This is a genomic window from Sporosarcina sp. FSL K6-1540 (assembly GCF_038620285.1).
Classification (GTDB): domain Bacteria; phylum Bacillota; class Bacilli; order Bacillales_A; family Planococcaceae; genus Sporosarcina; species Sporosarcina psychrophila.
The window spans coordinates 3,900,255-3,916,918 of record NZ_CP152018.1; the positions used below are offsets into that span (position 1 = coordinate 3,900,255).

17 protein-coding genes and 1 pseudogene are annotated in these 16,664 nt (G+C 40.1%); 13 read left to right on the forward strand and 5 right to left on the reverse strand.

What is annotated here, in order from left to right; translation table 11 throughout:
• Positions 1 to 543 precede the first annotated feature (543 nt).
• Positions 544 to 1,464, reverse strand: a pseudogene (locus MKY15_RS18320) (transposase); the annotation flags it as partial.
• Between the two features lie 422 nt (positions 1,465 to 1,886).
• On the opposite strand from MKY15_RS18320, the gene MKY15_RS18325 reads away from it, so the two are divergent.
• From MKY15_RS18325 to MKY15_RS18335, 3 genes are all read left to right on the forward strand, one after another.
• On the forward strand, positions 1,887 to 2,132 hold the full coding sequence (locus MKY15_RS18325) for a hypothetical protein (protein WP_340742077.1): 246 nt from the start codon (positions 1,887 to 1,889) through the stop codon (positions 2,130 to 2,132).
• 113 nt (positions 2,133 to 2,245) lie between these two features.
• Positions 2,246 to 2,734, forward strand: a complete 489-nt coding sequence (locus MKY15_RS18330) for a hypothetical protein (protein ID WP_187047738.1) — start codon at positions 2,246 to 2,248, stop codon at positions 2,732 to 2,734.
• Between the two features lie 463 nt (positions 2,735 to 3,197).
• Positions 3,198 to 4,208 (forward strand): DUF418 domain-containing protein, encoded by a 1,011-nt coding sequence (locus MKY15_RS18335; protein WP_342538189.1) that lies wholly within the window; start codon positions 3,198 to 3,200, stop codon positions 4,206 to 4,208.
• 565 nt (positions 4,209 to 4,773) lie between these two features.
• Here the strand turns inward: MKY15_RS18335 and MKY15_RS18340 are convergent.
• The gene (locus MKY15_RS18340; RefSeq protein WP_187044798.1) at positions 4,774 to 5,031 is read right to left on the reverse strand and encodes a DUF3949 domain-containing protein; all 258 of its coding nucleotides are present in this window, start codon (positions 5,029 to 5,031) and stop codon (positions 4,774 to 4,776) included.
• A 163-nt stretch (positions 5,032 to 5,194) separates the two neighbouring features.
• Between MKY15_RS18340 and MKY15_RS18345 the strand changes: the two genes are divergently transcribed.
• On the forward strand, positions 5,195 to 5,635 hold the full coding sequence (locus tag MKY15_RS18345; protein WP_067209130.1) for a BrxA/BrxB family bacilliredoxin: 441 nt from the start codon (positions 5,195 to 5,197) through the stop codon (positions 5,633 to 5,635).
• 98 nt (positions 5,636 to 5,733) lie between these two features.
• Here the strand turns inward: MKY15_RS18345 and prli42 are convergent, their stop codons facing one another.
• Entirely contained in the window at positions 5,734 to 5,829 is a 96-nt protein-coding gene (gene prli42, locus MKY15_RS18350; protein WP_156476017.1) for a stressosome-associated protein Prli42, read from the reverse strand.
• A gap of 110 nt (positions 5,830 to 5,939) precedes the next feature.
• Here prli42 and mce point away from each other — a divergent pair, with 110 nt between their 5' ends.
• From mce to rnz, 6 genes are all read left to right on the forward strand, one after another.
• Positions 5,940 to 6,350, forward strand: coding sequence for a methylmalonyl-CoA epimerase (gene mce / locus MKY15_RS18355; RefSeq protein ID WP_340764300.1), 411 nt, complete (start codon positions 5,940 to 5,942; stop codon positions 6,348 to 6,350).
• 4 nt (positions 6,351 to 6,354) lie between these two features.
• Positions 6,355 to 7,902, forward strand: coding sequence for a carboxyl transferase domain-containing protein (locus MKY15_RS18360; RefSeq protein WP_187044800.1), 1,548 nt, complete (start codon positions 6,355 to 6,357; stop codon positions 7,900 to 7,902).
• Between the two features lie 17 nt (positions 7,903 to 7,919).
• Complete coding sequence (locus tag MKY15_RS18365; RefSeq protein ID WP_342538192.1) at positions 7,920 to 9,041, forward strand: M20/M25/M40 family metallo-hydrolase; 1,122 nt, start codon at positions 7,920 to 7,922, stop codon at positions 9,039 to 9,041.
• A 13-nt stretch (positions 9,042 to 9,054) separates the two neighbouring features.
• Positions 9,055 to 9,531, forward strand: coding sequence for a chemotaxis protein CheW (locus MKY15_RS18370; protein ID WP_067209139.1), 477 nt, complete (start codon positions 9,055 to 9,057; stop codon positions 9,529 to 9,531).
• Positions 9,532 to 9,768: 237 nt separating this feature from the next.
• Positions 9,769 to 10,953 (forward strand): DNA polymerase IV, encoded by a 1,185-nt coding sequence (locus MKY15_RS18375; RefSeq protein WP_342538193.1) that lies wholly within the window; start codon positions 9,769 to 9,771, stop codon positions 10,951 to 10,953.
• 16 nt (positions 10,954 to 10,969) lie between these two features.
• Positions 10,970 to 11,908: a ribonuclease Z gene (rnz, locus tag MKY15_RS18380; RefSeq protein WP_187044803.1), complete on the forward strand. Its 939-nt coding sequence runs from the start codon at positions 10,970 to 10,972 to the stop codon at positions 11,906 to 11,908.
• 139 nt (positions 11,909 to 12,047) lie between these two features.
• On the opposite strand, the gene MKY15_RS18385 is transcribed toward rnz, so the two are convergent.
• Positions 12,048 to 12,524, reverse strand: coding sequence for a YbaK/EbsC family protein (locus MKY15_RS18385; protein WP_342538194.1), 477 nt, complete (start codon positions 12,522 to 12,524; stop codon positions 12,048 to 12,050).
• Positions 12,525 to 12,875: 351 nt separating this feature from the next.
• Positions 12,876 to 13,895 (reverse strand): NADPH dehydrogenase NamA, encoded by a 1,020-nt coding sequence (namA, locus tag MKY15_RS18390; protein WP_342538195.1) that lies wholly within the window; start codon positions 13,893 to 13,895, stop codon positions 12,876 to 12,878.
• A 439-nt stretch (positions 13,896 to 14,334) separates the two neighbouring features.
• Here namA and MKY15_RS18395 point away from each other — a divergent pair, with 439 nt between their 5' ends.
• The 3 genes from MKY15_RS18395 to MKY15_RS18405 all read left to right on the forward strand — a co-directional run bounded on the left by MKY15_RS18395 (position 14,335) and on the right by MKY15_RS18405 (position 16,596).
• Positions 14,335 to 15,369 carry a serine hydrolase gene (locus MKY15_RS18395; protein ID WP_342538196.1) on the forward strand — a complete coding sequence of 345 codons (1,035 nt, stop codon included), beginning with the start codon at positions 14,335 to 14,337 and terminating at the stop codon, positions 15,367 to 15,369.
• 54 nt (positions 15,370 to 15,423) lie between these two features.
• Positions 15,424 to 15,984: a GNAT family protein gene (locus MKY15_RS18400; protein ID WP_338656852.1), complete on the forward strand. Its 561-nt coding sequence runs from the start codon at positions 15,424 to 15,426 to the stop codon at positions 15,982 to 15,984.
• A gap of 123 nt (positions 15,985 to 16,107) precedes the next feature.
• Entirely contained in the window at positions 16,108 to 16,596 is a 489-nt protein-coding gene (locus tag MKY15_RS18405; RefSeq protein ID WP_067209151.1) for a hypothetical protein, read from the forward strand.
• The last annotated feature ends 68 nt before the right edge of the window (positions 16,597 to 16,664 follow it).

Genomic DNA, 16,664 nt, shown 5'->3' on the forward strand with positions numbered 1-16,664 from the left:
CAAACTGGGAAGAGATACAGAAAGAGTGGGAAACAAGTGAAATATCATTCAATGATTTAGCGGAAAGCATAGCGTGAAAGATTCCACCATTCGCAGTAGAAAGAATCGAGAAAAATAGTCAAGAGAAAACGTGAAGCGCGACGCAACGAAAAAGGTAGTCAAAGAAGTGTTTGTCGAGACGGATGATTTAACCGATAAGCAGAGGCTTTTTTGTATTTACTACATTAAAAGCTTTAACGCGACAATGGCAGCTATCAAGGGTGGGTATGCAAGAAATAGTGCTCACGTCGATGGAAGTCGGTTGCTTAGAAATGTTAAGGTGGCAGTCGAAGTCAGAAGACTGAAAGGTGAAATGCACCAGGAAGTCTTCATTACCGCGATGGATGTGTTGAATAAGTACATTCAAATAGCCTTTGCAGACATAACAGACTTTGTAGAGTTCGGAAGTATCGAGATGGAACAACGGCATCCGGAAACGGGCAAGGTTATGTTGGATGCTAATTTCAAACCGATCACCTATAAGATGAGTCATCTTGATTTCAAGAATGCGTTTAGCTGTCTGTTGTTGTCAAACCTACGAATGTCGCCAATTTCCGCTATGATTCGGACGGCCGTGTTCGCTCCAATAGCAGGGAGACTACGTAAAATTTCATATTCTTTAAGTTCCTCGGCAAGGGACTCCATTTTGTCGATGCATTGATTCTTCTGAAGAAGGAGCTCTTGATATCGTTTTGCATATACACGTACTTGATCACACAGTACATCAGTTGAAGAGGCGGCTGGGTAAGATTGTTTTGCTGCCTTGAGTAGTTCAACTGCCTTTTCCTCCGCTTTTTTAACGGACAATCGTTTATTTGTATTGGCAAGTATCCGATTTTTAATGACCGTCTTTGATTGATTTATGACAAGATCTGGATGCGGATATAATTGTACTACGTTCAGGAATAGCTCGGATTTGGTTGTGAATATCTTCTCGAGCTCAGGAAAGGTTTCCTGAATGACCTTATGCATTCGGCTCCGGGCGACGCTCAATTCATCGTCCAATTCACTGTAATGCCTAGACATTCGTTTCAGTTGTCTGTAAACATCATCCGACACTGTTTCAATCCGTCTTTCGGTCGTAAAGTGTGTGAGTGCCAATTGATGTGCATCACTTCGATCCGTTTTGTGCATACGCAAAGAATCGCATTGGAGTTTTGCTTCCAAGGGATTTAAAAGACAATACCTGTATTTGTTCTCTATCATAAAACGTTCCAGAGGCCTTGAGTAGACACCTGACGCTTCAAATACGATGTGAGGATGCTCTCCATATCCGTCAATTAAGTCATCGATCAAAACTTTGAGTTCGATGAACTCGGGACGATTGTGCTCGATTTCTTTCTCCAACTCACACTTCTTCAGCGCGTTATAAACGACCATATAGCTCTTTCCCATACTGACATCAAATGCGATGACGTGTTTCATATTCACCCTCCTTGTGTGTTTTAAAGACCTCACCTTCACCTTATCGATTCCCATTTCTTATACACGATCTCGATGGATCCAACATACTTAAACCTGATTCAAATAAGGGGAGTGAAGTAGGTCGGTTTTTTATACGGATTCAAGACCCCAAAGCTGCCACGACCTATTCTTCACCTCTATTATATAAAAAAATAGTAGTGCTAACCAATGCCTTGGTCTGCACTACTGATCTTAGTATGTTTTTTATTTGTCAAATTCCAGAGGTATTCAAATGAATAAGAACGAATAGAGAATAATGCACTGTTTTTGTTTAACCAACACAGCAGTTTAGTGGAAGAAGAAAAGCTATACATAGTCAATTAGTTAAACAGAGGGCGGATTTTGGATATTATCGAAGCTTAGAAAAGGGAGGATGTCGTAAATTGGTTAAAAGACGTGGTAATTATGAAATAAGGATTGTAGGTAAACAGCTAAGCTGTACCCACTGTGAAGGTGTCATTTTTAGTCATCGGGAAGTATATATTGATGTAGTACCGTTTGTTGATGAAGAGCAAAAGCAGCAATTAACACTGCAGTCTTTAACTTGCAAAGACTGTGGTAATATTCAGCAGTTCCAACAACTAACGAAAGGGATGGAAACGAATATCGTTTACAAACAGGTAGATTAGATATGGTAGAAGATTTAAGCTGTGAGGAAAGTCGAATTACTATTTTGAACCGACCGCTTATTTGTCTTTTCTGCGCACATGATGTATTTATTCCGTATAGGACGTACAGAAATGTGGAAAAGCCAGGGATTGATGTGTTTTATGTAAACTATACGGCAGTTTGTACGCATTGTGGTGGTGTGATACAGTTTGGAGATCCGAGCTACTTTAATAATCGAGAGGGTGTTTACGTCTGGGCTTTTGATCAAACTCTCCTTCATGCACGTCCCCCAGAGCCACCTATTATCCGCATAGTAGATGAGGTAAAATTGCAGGCACAAAAAAAATGCTTACATTTAGCACTTCGGCTACTCGTGCAAGAGAAAAATGTAGTTGATACAGTGCTTTCCTTAGCCAAGGAGGAACAGTATTGTAAAGTAATAGCATTATTGGAGTCAAAAACGTGTAAGTTAGTTGAAGAAATCAATGCTGAAAAATGTTTAGCGTCAGCCCTACATCAGTTAATGACGCACTGTATCGTCGACAGTAATCAATTGCTCTCCATCGTAATAAATGAAAGCTATCCAGGAATTGAGCCATTTTTAAAGCAGTATATGAAATGAAAAAGCCTACAGTTGTGGTGCTTTAGTTCAACAAGAGGAGATCGTCAATTGACGGTCTTTTTTATTGGTCCAGTTTTCTGTGGAAAGGTTAAACAAGACCAAATAAAAAGCGGCCCCTCTACAGAATTAATTGTGGTTGGCCGCTTTTTATTGAGTAATGAAGTTAAATACTTCCTCATTCGGGTGTTATGTCTATTAGAAGTAAATGTACATACATCACCGTTTGGGTCAGATTATGCATCAAATTTCTGTCTCGCTGTTCAATTACATCTATTAAACATTGGAGAAAAGTGCCCAGCTGTTCGTTCAACTCCTTCATTCGTAATCCAACTTTCATCTAATAGCCGATCTAGCAGGAATTATTAGATGTTGCAAAACTGTAAGGTAAACGTCACCCGAACCGATGGATAGGTATTGGGATTTATCCTACAATGAAATCAGAAATGGAGTGGAGAAATATAGAATGAATAAACGAATTGAGGAATTGGATTATATACGTGGATTCGCCTTGTTGGGAATCATTCTGGTAAATATATTGGCTTTGCTTCAAATAGGTATTCCTGAGCCGCATACAATAGATGCAAGTTATCAACGATTTTTATTTTTATTTGTAGAAGGTCGTTTTTACTCCATTTTTTCATTTTTGTTTGGAGTGGGATTTTATATCTTTCTTACGCGGGCACGAAGTAAAAAACAAAATGGATATGTATTGTTTTTACGTAGAATAGTAATTCTATTTGTATTTGGGATGGTTCATATGTTTTTTCAACCGGGAGAAGCATTAGCAGTTTATGCTGTATGCGGATTACTTGTATTACCGTTCTTTAAAGTAAACAAGCATGTGAACCTTGCTATAGGCATGATGTTGCTTGTCGTGTTTGCAGTTATGGGAGAGAAACTACTCTTAACATTTCCATTGATTTTATTGGGCTTGGTTTGTGGCCAATATCGTATTTTTGAAAACCTTGGTGAAAAAAGACGTCTCTTTATCTTTACAGCAAGCGCGTTAATCTTCAGTGGATTCGCCTTATATGCACAGTATCAATTAGTACCTTACGAACCGTTTTTCAGTATGATAGTTATAGATGAAGAAGGGCCAATTGACGCGGTAAGTAAATTTTTGAGAGCCGGTATAATGGTCGGCCCAGTACTGTCAGCATTTTATGTAGGATTGTTGCTTCTTTTATTACAATCAAAAGTAATAAAACTTGTTCTTTCACCGCTAAAGCATTATGGTCGGATGGCCTTGACCAATTATGTAGGACAAACTGCACTTATTCTACTTGCTGGTAGAGTTTTTAATCTATCAGCAAACCTTTCGTATATGGGAACCTTATATATATGCATAGTAATTTGTGCCATTCAGATGGTGTTCAGTATGATTTGGCTACGCTATTTTAAAATGGGCCCACTTGAATGGATCTGGAGAGTTATTACGTATTGGACAATCATTCCTTTGGTTAAAGAAAAATAATGTACCGGCACAACAGAAATATGTTGGATTTTTTATCGTGCGCCCTGCATGGGAGTAGTCTATAGGGTGCAAGTCCCGAACTTTGAAGGCAGAAGTAACAGTTAGCCTAACGCAAGGGTGTCCATGGGGACGTGGAATCCGAAAGAAAGAAGGGTTTGCAAAAAAAACAACGACCAATCAGATTAGGGAAAGTTCGTTATATTTGTTTTATTGAACTTCTAATATAATCTCGTCAATTACTTCCTCTAACTCTTTCCTAAAAATCGGACCCGTACATTCAAGTTCAAAGGTATCTTCAGTGATAAGGTCCTCTAGCGTGTGAATGTCATTCTTTTTAAGTATCTTAGTCAACCGTACACTTAGTTCCAGTATTTCAATTGGTTCTTTCAAATATTTTTTTTGTCAAAGTGGATATCTTAACCGTGTGGGGGGGGTTCTATTAACATGGTGTACGAACTGACAAATTTAAGTATAAACATACAGTAAAAAAGGTAATCCAACCTCGATAAGATTGAGGTAGGATTACCTTTTTGAAAATTACATTGACTTTTCCAACAGCCTTCATCTATTTAACCTTTTTGTTGCCTCGATGGCGCATGAAATAAATATACTGTGCCATTAATGTCGCGGGTAAATTAAAGAGATTACCTTGTAGATTAAGTTGTAACTGTTGCTGCTCAAAACTCATTACTTCATATGTATCGTTATGCGTTAAACCAGATTCTTCAAGCTCTTTTTTTGTAGCTACAATATTGCTATATTGAACTGGAATCATAACAAGAAAGTACATCACGAAAACCGAACCGATGATCCAGAATTCCATTACTTCGTTCTCCTCCTTGTCGAATAATTAGTAGTTAGTAGTTTTACGAAAGAAACTGGAAAAGGTTTCATTTTGGGTTATTAATTATTTCGAAATCGATTTTTTGCAGGAAACTCCCTGTCCTGCTATGATAAAGAAGTAAATAGAGAGGGGTTTGATTAACATGAATATGAATTTTGATCTTTATATGAATGATATCCTTAGACAAGCACGTTCAGAGATGGAAGCTAGCGGTTATGAGCAGCTGACAACGCCTGAGCTTGTTGAAGATGCGTTTAAACGTTCTGGCACAACACTTGTAATGGTGAACTCGGTTTGCGGTTGTGCAGGTGGTATCGCACGTCCAGCAGCTGCACACGCAGTGCATTATGACAAACGTCCGGATCACTTAGTAACTGTGTTTGCAGGACAAGACAAAGAAGCGACTGCACAAGCACGTATGCTTTTCGGAGAAGATCACCTGCCTTCATCACCATCATTCGTACTTCTGAAAGACGGCAAGCTTGTCGCTGAAGTTGGACGTTATGAAATCGAAGGACATGATCCAATGTCTGTTGTGACAAATCTACAAAGTCAATTTGAGGAATATTGCGAAGAACTATAAGAAAAGTGCTGGGCGTCTGAAAATGAACTTAGGCTAGACATATAATGCAAAAAACAGTCCGTATGTGCTAGATTGCACATACGGACTGTTTTTTGCTTTTACATGATCATGCTAAGACCGAACATAACACTTGAAGCAAGCATTGCTCCAACCATTACCAAAACAACGACTTTCTGTACTTTACGATTGCTCATTAGTCAAAACTCCTTAAGCTTTATAATTCTATTTTAACAGAATTTATGAATATCACAACATCTAGCCGTTTAATGAGGTAAAATGTACAATAGGGGGAGGGGGAATTGTTATGCAAAAAGTAGACCACGTTGGAATCGCTGTCAAAAGTATCGATGTATCAATAGACTATTACATACATACGCTCGGGCTTACGCTTTTAGCAGTTGAAGAGGTCCCAAGTCAGAACGTGCGCGTCGCGTTCATTGACGCTGGGAATATTAAGCTTGAGTTATTGGAACCACTGGGGGAAGATGGAGCAATTGCGAAATTCATCGAAAAACGTGGTGAAGGGGTTCATCATATCGCATTCGGTGTGACGGATATTCGTTCAAGGATGGCTGAACTGCGGGAAAAAGGCGTTCAGTTACTGCAAGAAGAACCGAAACCAGGTGCTGGTGGAGCGGATGTGGCGTTCCTCCATCCAAAATCATCATTCGGCGTATTGTATGAGCTATGCGATAAAAGCGGCAAAGGGGACTGACAAAATGGATATCTATGATAAAATCAATGAATTATATGATAGAAAAAGAGTGATTGAACTTGGTGGCGGAGACGAGCGAATTGCTAAACAGCATGAAAAAGGGAAGTTGACCGCAAGGGAACGAATTGACTTGCTGCTAGATCCGAATTCATTTGTTGAATTAAATCCGTTTGTTATCCACCGTACGCGGGACTTTGGGATGGACAAGCAAGTCGGCCCAGGCGATGGCGTGGTAACTGGCTACGGGAAAGTTAACGGTAGACCAATATATTTATTTTCACAGGACTTTACTGTTTTTGGAGGAGCGCTAGGGGAAATGCATGCCATGAAAATCGCCAATGTCATGGATCTCGCTGCTAAAAATGGTGCACCATTCATCGGACTGAATGATTCGGGTGGAGCCCGCATTCAAGAAGGTGTCGTCTCACTTGACGGTTATGGTGAAATTTTCTACCGTAATGCTATCTACTCGGGTGTTATTCCACAAATATCAGTCATTCTTGGGCCTTGTGCAGGTGGCGCAGTTTATTCGCCAGCCATCACGGACTTTGTATTCATGACGGATGAAACAAGCCAGATGTTCATCACTGGACCGAAAGTAATTGAGACGGTTACTGGGGAGAAGATTTCGTCTGAAGACCTCGGCGGTTCGAAAGTACATAACTCAATCAGCGGGAATGCCCATTTCCGTGGTAAAGATGAGAAGACTGTTCTCGAAAATGTCCGCAAATTACTTGCTTATTTACCACAAAACAATACAGAAAAACCGCCAGTCGCTGCTTATGACGAAGCTGATGATTACCGTGCAAATCTGGCTGATGTTGTGCCCTATGAAACCATTCGTCCATATGACATTCGGAAGGTTATCGAACAAGTCGTTGATACGGATTCCTTCATGGAAGTTCAAGCTGAATTTGCAAGAAATGCTGTCGTCGGATTGGCCCGTATGAAAGGGGAACCGGTCGGACTCGTTTGTAATCAGCCGAAAGTAATGGCGGGTGGCCTTGATATTGATTCATCCGATAAAATTGCACGTTTTATCCGATTCTGTGACTCTTTCAATATTCCAATCATTACTTTTGAAGATGTAACTGGATTCTTCCCGGGCATTAAACAGGAGCATGGTGGTATAATTCGCCACGGTGCAAAAATTTTGTACGCTTATTCGGAAGCAACTGTGCCAAAAATAACGGTTATCCTACGCAAGGCATTTGGCGGTGCTTATGTAGCACTGAACTCTAAATCAATCGGAGCGGATATTGTCTATGCATGGCCAAATGCTGAAATTGCAGTTATGGGTGCGCAAGGCGCTGCGAATATCATCTTTGCCAGAGAAATTGCCAATAGCGACGATCCGGAAGCGATGCGCGCAGAAAAAATCGAGGAATATCGAGAGAAATTCTCAAATCCTTACGTTGCGGCATCACACGGCATGGTCGATGACGTTATTGATCCTCGTGAAACACGCATTAAACTATTGCAAGCACTTGACATGATGCGCAACAAGCAAGAGACTAGACCGAAGAAGAAACACGGTAATATACCGTTATAATTAAGGGGATGCTTTAAATGAATAAACAAAGACTACTAGAAGAATTTTTGGAACTCGTACAAATTGATTCTGAAACGAAAAACGAACGGGCGATTGCTGATGTTTTAACACTAAAAATGGAAGCACTCGGTTTTGATGTTGAGGAAGATGATTCTGACGATCGCACTGGACATGGCGCAGGTAACCTTATTGCGACTTTGAAAGGGACTGCTGAAGGCATCGATCCAATTTATTTCACATGTCATATGGATACTGTCGTTCCTGGTCAAAGTATTAAACCGGAATTGCGTGATGACGGTTATGTCTATTCTGACGGTACGACAATTCTTGGCGCAGATGATAAAGCAGGAATTGCGGCCCTATTTGAAATGGCACGTACTTTGAAAGAAAGTGGTAAACCACACGGCGTTATTCAGTTCATTATAACAGCAGGTGAAGAAAGTGGCCTAGTCGGTGCGAAAGAAATGGATGCATCATTGATTACGGCGAAATACGGCTATGCTGTCGACAGTGACCAAAAAGTTGGCGGTATCGTAACTGCTGCACCTTTCCAAGCAAAATTATGGACGACAATCCATGGCAGAACAGCACATGCTGGCGTTGCACCTGAAAAAGGAGTTTCGGCCATCAATATCGCGGCTAAATCGATTTCTGCAATGTCCCTGGGTCGTATTGACTCAGAAACAACTGCTAATATCGGACGCTTTGAAGGCGGACAAGCAACGAATATTGTCTGTGATGAAGTTCGTATTTTAGCGGAAGCAAGATCTATCAATCAGGAAAAGCTGAATGAACAGATAGAACATATGATTCGTACATTTGAGCGGACTGCTGAACTAATGGGCGGAACAGCTGAAACAGAAGTTCAGCTGATGTATCCTGGATTTAGTTTTGAAGAAGACGCAGAAGTCGTGCAAACGGCGATGAAGGCCATTAAGAATATCGGACTAACGCCACAGTTAATAACTAGCGGCGGTGGAAGTGACGGTAATGTATTCAATGGCGCAGGTATTCCAACAGTTACACTAGCTGTTGGTTACGAAGAAATTCACACGAAAAATGAGCGGATGCCTGTTGATGAGTTGAACAAGCTGACAGAACTCTTGCTTGAAATCATCCATGTAACGGCAAATAAGTAAAGGGGGGAAAAGGATGAGTGATTTAAAAGCAGTTATTGTCCAATGTGGTAACGAGGAATACGCGATTGCTGTTGATACTGTCGTGTCAATTGAGCGTCTTGAACAAATAAACCCGATCCCACATCTTCCTGAATATATGCTCGGACTTATGCGGATTCGTGGGGAACTTGTTCCAATTCTGGATTTTGAACAGATTCTCTATGGTAAAACTGCACAAGGATATGAAGATGCACGTGTTGTTGTAGTTCAAACTGGCAGTTTATACATTGGTTTACTTGTACTGAATGCGAAAGAAATTCTTGATATTCCAGAAAGTGCTTTAACTTCCTCGGGGCTTATTGCGTACTCAAGAACACCTTATTTCACGACAGTTGCAAATTTAGAAAACCGAATGATTACCGTTGTCGATCCTGAGATTTTATCCCAAACGCTTGCTGGGATGGATAAAATCGGCGAGTATGTGGAAGCACAACTAGCACAAGAAAAGTAACCTGTAAGCCGGGCAGTGCCATCTGTCCGGTTTTTGCATGTTATAATTAAATATATTAAACAAATGAATACTAAATAACCTAACTGAAGACGCCTTAAATGGGGTAGACGAGGCCCTAAGAATGGTGGCAAAGCTGCTTGGCTTAGGGCGGGAGATATCCCCCTTGCACCTGAGCGAATTCAATGGCATTCTTTATTTCTACATAAGTAGTATTAAAGTGAAGGAGGGGAATATGTCTTGACGACGGTTAGTGATTCACAAGCAAAGGTCATTCTTCATCTGGATATGAATAGTTTTTTCGCATCCGTCGAACAAGCGCATGACCCTTCCTTGAAAGGTATCGCAATGGCGGTTGCCGGTAATCCAAAAGCACGGAAAGGCATTCTCGTGACGTGTTCGTATGAAGCAAGATCGTTTGGCATTTACACGACGATGACCGTCGGTGAGGCGAAACGGCTATGTCCGGATCTGGTAATTGTCCCGCCCGATTTCGAAAAATATCGAATCGCTTCGTCTGCAGTTTTCGACTTGTTACGAACCTTTACTGACCTTGTAGAACCGGTGTCAATTGATGAGGCGTATATCGATATTACAACGATTGGTGGATTGACCAATGCTGTAAATATTGCATCAGCTATGCAACAACGCCTTTTACAGGAACTGGACTTACCGTGTTCGATTGGTATCGCGCCGAATAAGTTTCTTGCGAAGACTGCATCAGATATGAAAAAACCGATGGGTATTACGATTTTACGAAAGAGGGAAATTGAATCTATCTTGTGGCCACTTCCGGTTATTGAAATGCATGGAATTGGGAAGAGTACAGAGAAAAAGATGAATGAGTTGGGCCTTTTCACAATCGGGGATTTGGCAAAAACAGATGAGATCACCATAAAATCGTCTTTTGGGAAACACGGCATCCGACTGCATGAACGTGCAAATGGTATTGACCACCGTCTTGTAGACCCTGAAGCTGCTGAAGAACGAAAAAGTTTCGGCAGCTCAACGACATTACCGGTAGATGAAACTGATTTGGATGAATGCCTGAAGGTTTTCAAATGGTTGGCGTCCAAAGTAGCGGCCCGTCTTGATACTAAACAATTAGCCGGCACAGTCGTCATGATCCAGATACGTACAGCAGACTGGCGTAATCATTCTCGAAGCAGGACGGTCCTTAATCCACTTTATAAAGAACAAGATATTTATAAAGAAGCTGCTGATTTATTTACAAGGCATTGGGATGGCGAACCAATTCGTCTTCTTGGTATTACCATATCAAATGTGGTTATGATGAATGAACTGCATGAACAGCTATCAATTTATAACTTTGAAAAACATGCGAAAGAAGAGACAATGGATACTTTGCTTTCGCAGTTGGAACAAAAATTCGGTCCTGGAACAGTGAAGCGGGGCATGAAATGAAAGGTGGATATCCGTTATGGAACTACAATTTTTAGGAACTGGGGCGGGTATGCCGTCCAAAATGCGTAATACGTCAGCTGTCGTTTTGAATTTATCGGCCGAAGGGGACGGTTATTGGCTATTCGATTGTGGGGAAGCGACGCAACACCAGATATTACATACATCGCTAAAACCACGGAAAATCGGCAAGATATTTATCACGCATTTGCACGGCGATCATATTTTCGGATTACCCGGATTGATTGGCTCGCGCTCATTCCTTGGTGGCGAGGAGCAACTTGACATTTATGGGCCAACTGGGTTGAATGAATGGATTAAGACAACGTTGCGCGTAACCAATACGCATTTAAACTATGAGCTAATTGTTCATGAAATCGGGGAAGGCGTTGTTTTTGAAGATGCCGATTACCGTGTAACTGCGAAAAGTTTACAGCATATTATCCCGTGTTTAGGTTATCGGATTGAGCAAAAGCCTCTTCCAGGAAAGTTACTCATCACCAAAGCGAAAGAAGCGGGTGTACCAAACGGTCCGCTACTGAAACAGTTGAAGAGCGGAGAAGATGTGATATTGGAGGACGGGCGAGTTGTTGCCAGTTCGGACGTCACCGGGGAACCGCAAGAAGGATTTATAGTTGCCATTCTTGGTGATACAAATTATTGTAGTGCCGCTGTTGAACTGGCGCAAGACACGGACATTCTCGTTCACGAGGCTACGTTCGATATAGATACGGGAAATCTGGCGAAAGAATATGGCCATTCAACAATCGGGGATGCAGCACGGGTAGCGCAAGAAGCAGGAGCTAAAACGCTTATTGCAAATCATATTAGTGCCCGTTTCATGCCTAGCGACGTGGCGCAATTGCAAAAACAAGGGGAAGCCATTTTCCCTGCACTCCATATTGCGGAAGACTTCTCACGGTTCGAATGGAAAAACGGTGAAGTTATTCGGGACTAAACATGAATTCAGAGTGATATAGGTGCTTTTCAGCCGTTACATCTACTTGAACATAGCAATATCTTATGTGAAAATATGTAAGCTGAAACCCGATTTTTCCTATTGCAGGAAGAATCGGGTTTAGTGTATGTATCAAACATTATTTTACAGAAATAACTTGTCCATTTGTCATTTTCTCGAGTTCATCTGGTGTTAATTGAAATATTGCTTTCGGATGTCCAGCAGCAGCCCAGATCGTTTCATACTTGAAAAGGTCTTCGTCAATTAAGGTTAGTACAGAGTTTTTATGCCCTAATGGGGGAACCCCGCCAATAACAAATCCTGTGGATTCACGGACAAAATCAGCGTCTGCTTTACCTAGTTTGTCATTTAGCGTTTGAGCAACTAGCTTCTCATCAATGCGATTGATTCCACTCGCAACAACTAATAGCGGCTCATTTGTACTTTTTAGTTTGAATATAATCGATTTAGCAATCTGCGCGACCTCACACCCTAAGGCATCTGCCGCTTCTTGAGCAGTTCGAGCGCTGTCTGTCAATTTGACGACCTCGTTTGGATGTCCTAATTCCAATAGTTTCTCTTGTACTTGTTTAACACTAGTCGTTAACTTCTGCATTTATCTCAATCCCTTCAAACATTTTCGTTTAATAGACAATATTCTACAAAGTTATAACCTTTACCTTTATTTTTGGTGAACACTCAGAAAGGTTATATAACTCCATTAGGAGATATTTGGAACTACTACGTAGAATTGAATGAGTTAGACAAATACTTTATCTGGTTCGTGAAGTTTCCACGAATTTTATATCTCGAGTAGGTGAATAAATTATATTTACTATTGGTAGATACCTAAGAGGATACTCTACAGGCATATCACTAAAAAAGTAGTAGTGCGAACCCGTGCCAGGGTTTGCACTACTACTTTTTCATTTATAAATTACTGTCCAATATTGGCAGGATAACTTATTTAAAACATCCAGCCTCGCTCATACTGTTTCGGCGACTGGATCTCAACACGAAGGTCTTTTGCCGCTGTATATGCCCAGTACGGGTCGCGCAATAGTTCGCGTGCCAGCAAAATCATATCGGCACGGCCGTTTTTCAAGATTTCTTCTGCTTGGATACCAGTTGTGATCAGGCCAACTGCGCCCGTTAATATATCGGCACCATCTTTAATTGTTTCCGAAAATTTCACTTGATAGCCAGGAAATGAATCAATTGCGGCTGGGACGACCGCTCCGGAACTAACATCAATTAGATCGACGCCTTGCTCTTTCATCCACTTCGCCATTTCAATGTACGCAATGGACGTCATGCCTCCGTCAGTATAATCATGTGCAGATATTCGGACGAACAAGGGACCTTGCCAAACAGTGCGAACTACTTCGATAATTTCACGTAACAAGCGATAGCGGTTTACTGCAGAGCCGCCGTAATCATCCGTCCGTTTATTCGATAAAGGCGACAGGAATTCATTAATAAGATAGCCATGTGCACCATGGAGTTCAATGACGTCAAACCCGGCTTTCTTCGCACGAATTGCACCTTCCTTGAATGCTTGTACAGTCGTTTTTATATCGTCTAAAGTCATTTCAACAGGCGATTTATACTTTTCATTGAATGCAATTGCGGACGGTGCATAAATATCGCCGTCGACTGTCGCTTTACGTCCAGCATGTGCGAGCTGGATGCCCGTTTTCGCGCCCTGCTGCTGCATGAGATGGACCACTTCTGTTAATCCCGCAATATGGTCGTCGCTCCAGATGCCAAGATCTTGTGAGGAAATTCGTCCCGCAGGTTGTACTGCTGTAGCCTCAACAATGATAAGGCCAACTTGACCGACAGCACGTGTGGCGTAATGTGTCTTATGCCAATCCTCAATCATTCCGTCTTCGTTATGGCTCGAATACATACACATCGGTGACATAACGATGCGGTTTTTAAATTCAACATCGCGTATTGTAAATGGTTCAAATAACTTTGCCATGTTTTTAACCCCCTAAATGATTAATACGATTAGTATAACAAATGCGGGAATATAAGGCGGGGGTCCCGCCTTGGAAAGATGATTGGCATTAACACGATTTCACAAAAAAGTGTCAGTGAATGGCCCCCTATATAGCAGGAGAAGTTATCATCATTCTAGAAGAGTTATCTATCAAAGGAAATTAGGTGGAAAATGGAGGCTTTATTAGTTATAGATGTACAAATGGAATTTTGAGTTTCGGTAATTTTTAAGAGGGCTGTCAATAATCAAGAATGTTATTAAGGATTTCAAGGAGAATGGAAAACCTGTTATTTTCATTAGGCATTGGTCAGACGTAATTGAAGTATTGGATTACGAGGAATTTGTCAAAGAGTATAAACTATCTAACTTACGTTGAAGCAAAGATATGACTTAAAACAAATACAGTGGGGGAATAAAAGTGAACATAAAAATTACAGAGCAGATTGCAAAAATTCAAAGTAGTAATCATTTCTCAGGTACTGTATTTGTTAAAGATGGGGAAAAGATTTTGGCAGATGTAAGCTATGGTTATGCCAATCGTTCTGAACAATTAAAAAATCAAAGAACATCTCGATATGGAATAGCGTCTGGATGTAAGCTTTTCACCTCAATTGCAATTTGTCAGCTTGTAGAAGAAGGAAAACTATCTTTTGATACGACTTTAGGAGAATGTCTTGATTTAGATTTTCCATATTTAGACGAAAAGATAACCATCCACCATTTACTGACGCATACTACAGGAATGCCAGATTATTTCGATGAAGAAGTCATGGATGACTTTGAGGAACTGTGGGTCAAAAATCCGATGTATCACTTAAGACGTTTGAGCGACTTTTTGCCACTTTTTCAAAATGAGCAAATGAAATCTCCGAAAGTAGGGCGGTTTCACTACAATAATGCAGGTTATATTTTGCTAGGTTTGATAGTTGAACAAGTAAGTGGACTTGTCTTTACTGACTACGTTGAAGAACGTATTTTTAAAGAAGTCGGCATGTTAGAATCAGGATACTTTGCGTTTGATGCTCTTCCGCAAGGGACTGCTTTAGGGTATATAGATAATTCAGACGGAACATGGAAAACGAATATTTATTCACTACCAGTAAAAGGCGGTTCGGATGGCGGAGCATATGTAACAGCAAAAGATATGGTTAGGCTATGGGAAGCCTTGATGAACCATCGACTTCTACATGAGGTACTAACCAATCAGTTACTCACGGCTCATACTCAAGTCGATGAAGATAGCTTTTATGGATATGGCATATGGATTAAGAAAAATGAAAAAGGTGTATTTAAGTATCATGTAATGGGCTATGATCCTGGAGTTAGCTTTCACTCCGCTTATTTTCCCAATTCATCTCAAATAGTTGTTGTATGCTCAAACAAGTCAACAGGAGCATCTGACATTATGAATGGAATTGAAGAGGAACTGACAAGGTTCCAAGCCTTTAAATAAAAAATGACTTGAACCTTATTAAAATTGACGAAGAGGAGAGTGGGAAAGTTAGATATGGGGATTTTTTTGATTGGGGAATATCTTAAAAGTGAAAGAGTAATAATGCGAGAAATTGAAGAGAAAGATTGGGTAGATGTTCATAAATATGCATCGCAACAACTAGTGTGTCAGTACCAACCGTGGGGACCAAACTCTGAGGAGGAATCTGAAGAGTTTGTAAAACAAGTTATTGTAGATGCCAAAAAGAAACCAAGAAGTCGATTTGTATTTGCCATAATTTTAAGGGGAAACGGAAACATGATTGGGGCAGCTGAGTTAAATATCCAAGATTATAGCAATAAAATCGGAGAAATTGGCTACATTATAAATCCAGATTTTTGGGGAATGGGATATGCAACAGAGGCAGCGAAATTGTTAATTGAATTCAGTTTTAAAAATTTTAATCTCCATCGTATTTATGCGACATGCGACCCAAGAAATGTTGCTTCATCAAAGGTGCTAGAGAAAATAGGCATGACAAAAGAAGGTAGAATGCGTGAGGATTTACTACTAAAAGATGGATGGCGTGATTCCCTTTTATACAGTATTTTAGTTCATGAGTGGAGTGGAAAATAGAGTGCTAAATTTTCACCAAAAGATGATAAATAACTTTAATACCGAATCGATTTCTGTGCAAAAAAAACGAGTGAAAGTTACTACTATATATAAATATAGTTTTGACTGATAGAAGGGGAAATTATGAATAGAGAACATTATTTATATGAAGAATTTATATGTATTTCTGGATTATTAAACCAACAGTTAGACATTGTACCCGTCTTATATGGTTCATTAGGTCTTGGAAAAGTAACAAATATCGACTTTTCTCCTCAAGATATTGATATACTTGTGCCCTTAACTTATTTAGAAGAAAAATGGAAATTTCTCCAACATACCATGGAACAGCTAGGCTATAGAATGGTTAACTTACAGGAACATGAATTTATTAAAAATGATATTAAAATTGGGTTTGCTTTTACGGAAGATTTATTGGAATTTGCGGATGTAGATTATACAAGTTTAAACCTATTTGAAGATGCTGGTTCAGAATACTATTTACCTACGATTTTGGATTTCGTTAAAGTCTATAATAAATCGCTAGAAGATGGCTATAGAAGAACAAAAAATAACAATAAGGACTTGGATAAATTAGAGATTTTAAATATAATTATACAGAATACATTATAATTACAATGAATATAAGTTCTCAAAATGGCATAGTCTAAATGAGGAAATAACTTACATAAAAGTAACTA

Excerpts from the sequence above, each read along its gene's own strand:
- prli42 (WP_156476017.1), bottom strand. The coding sequence starts at position 5,829 with ATGAGCAATCGTAAAGTACAGAAAGTCGTTGTTTTGGTAATGGTTGGA.
- mce (WP_340764300.1), top strand. The coding sequence starts at position 5,940 with ATGCAAAAAGTAGACCACGTTGGAATCGCTGTCAAAAGTATCGATGTA.
- MKY15_RS18385 (WP_342538194.1), bottom strand. The coding sequence starts at position 12,524 with ATGCAGAAGTTAACGACTAGTGTTAAACAAGTACAAGAGAAACTATTG.
- MKY15_RS18400 (WP_338656852.1), top strand. The coding sequence starts at position 15,424 with ATGGGGATTTTTTTGATTGGGGAATATCTTAAAAGTGAAAGAGTAATA.
- MKY15_RS18335 (WP_342538189.1), top strand. The coding sequence starts at position 3,198 with ATGAATAAACGAATTGAGGAATTGGATTATATACGTGGATTCGCCTTG.
- MKY15_RS18405 (WP_067209151.1), top strand. The coding sequence starts at position 16,108 with ATGAATAGAGAACATTATTTATATGAAGAATTTATATGTATTTCTGGA.
- MKY15_RS18360 (WP_187044800.1), top strand. The coding sequence starts at position 6,355 with ATGGATATCTATGATAAAATCAATGAATTATATGATAGAAAAAGAGTG.
- MKY15_RS18370 (WP_067209139.1), top strand. The coding sequence starts at position 9,055 with ATGAGTGATTTAAAAGCAGTTATTGTCCAATGTGGTAACGAGGAATAC.
- namA (WP_342538195.1), bottom strand. The coding sequence starts at position 13,895 with ATGGCAAAGTTATTTGAACCATTTACAATACGCGATGTTGAATTTAAA.
- rnz (WP_187044803.1), top strand. The coding sequence starts at position 10,970 with ATGGAACTACAATTTTTAGGAACTGGGGCGGGTATGCCGTCCAAAATG.
- MKY15_RS18365 (WP_342538192.1), top strand. The coding sequence starts at position 7,920 with ATGAATAAACAAAGACTACTAGAAGAATTTTTGGAACTCGTACAAATT.
- MKY15_RS18345 (WP_067209130.1), top strand. The coding sequence starts at position 5,195 with ATGAATATGAATTTTGATCTTTATATGAATGATATCCTTAGACAAGCA.
- MKY15_RS18340 (WP_187044798.1), bottom strand. The coding sequence starts at position 5,031 with ATGGAATTCTGGATCATCGGTTCGGTTTTCGTGATGTACTTTCTTGTT.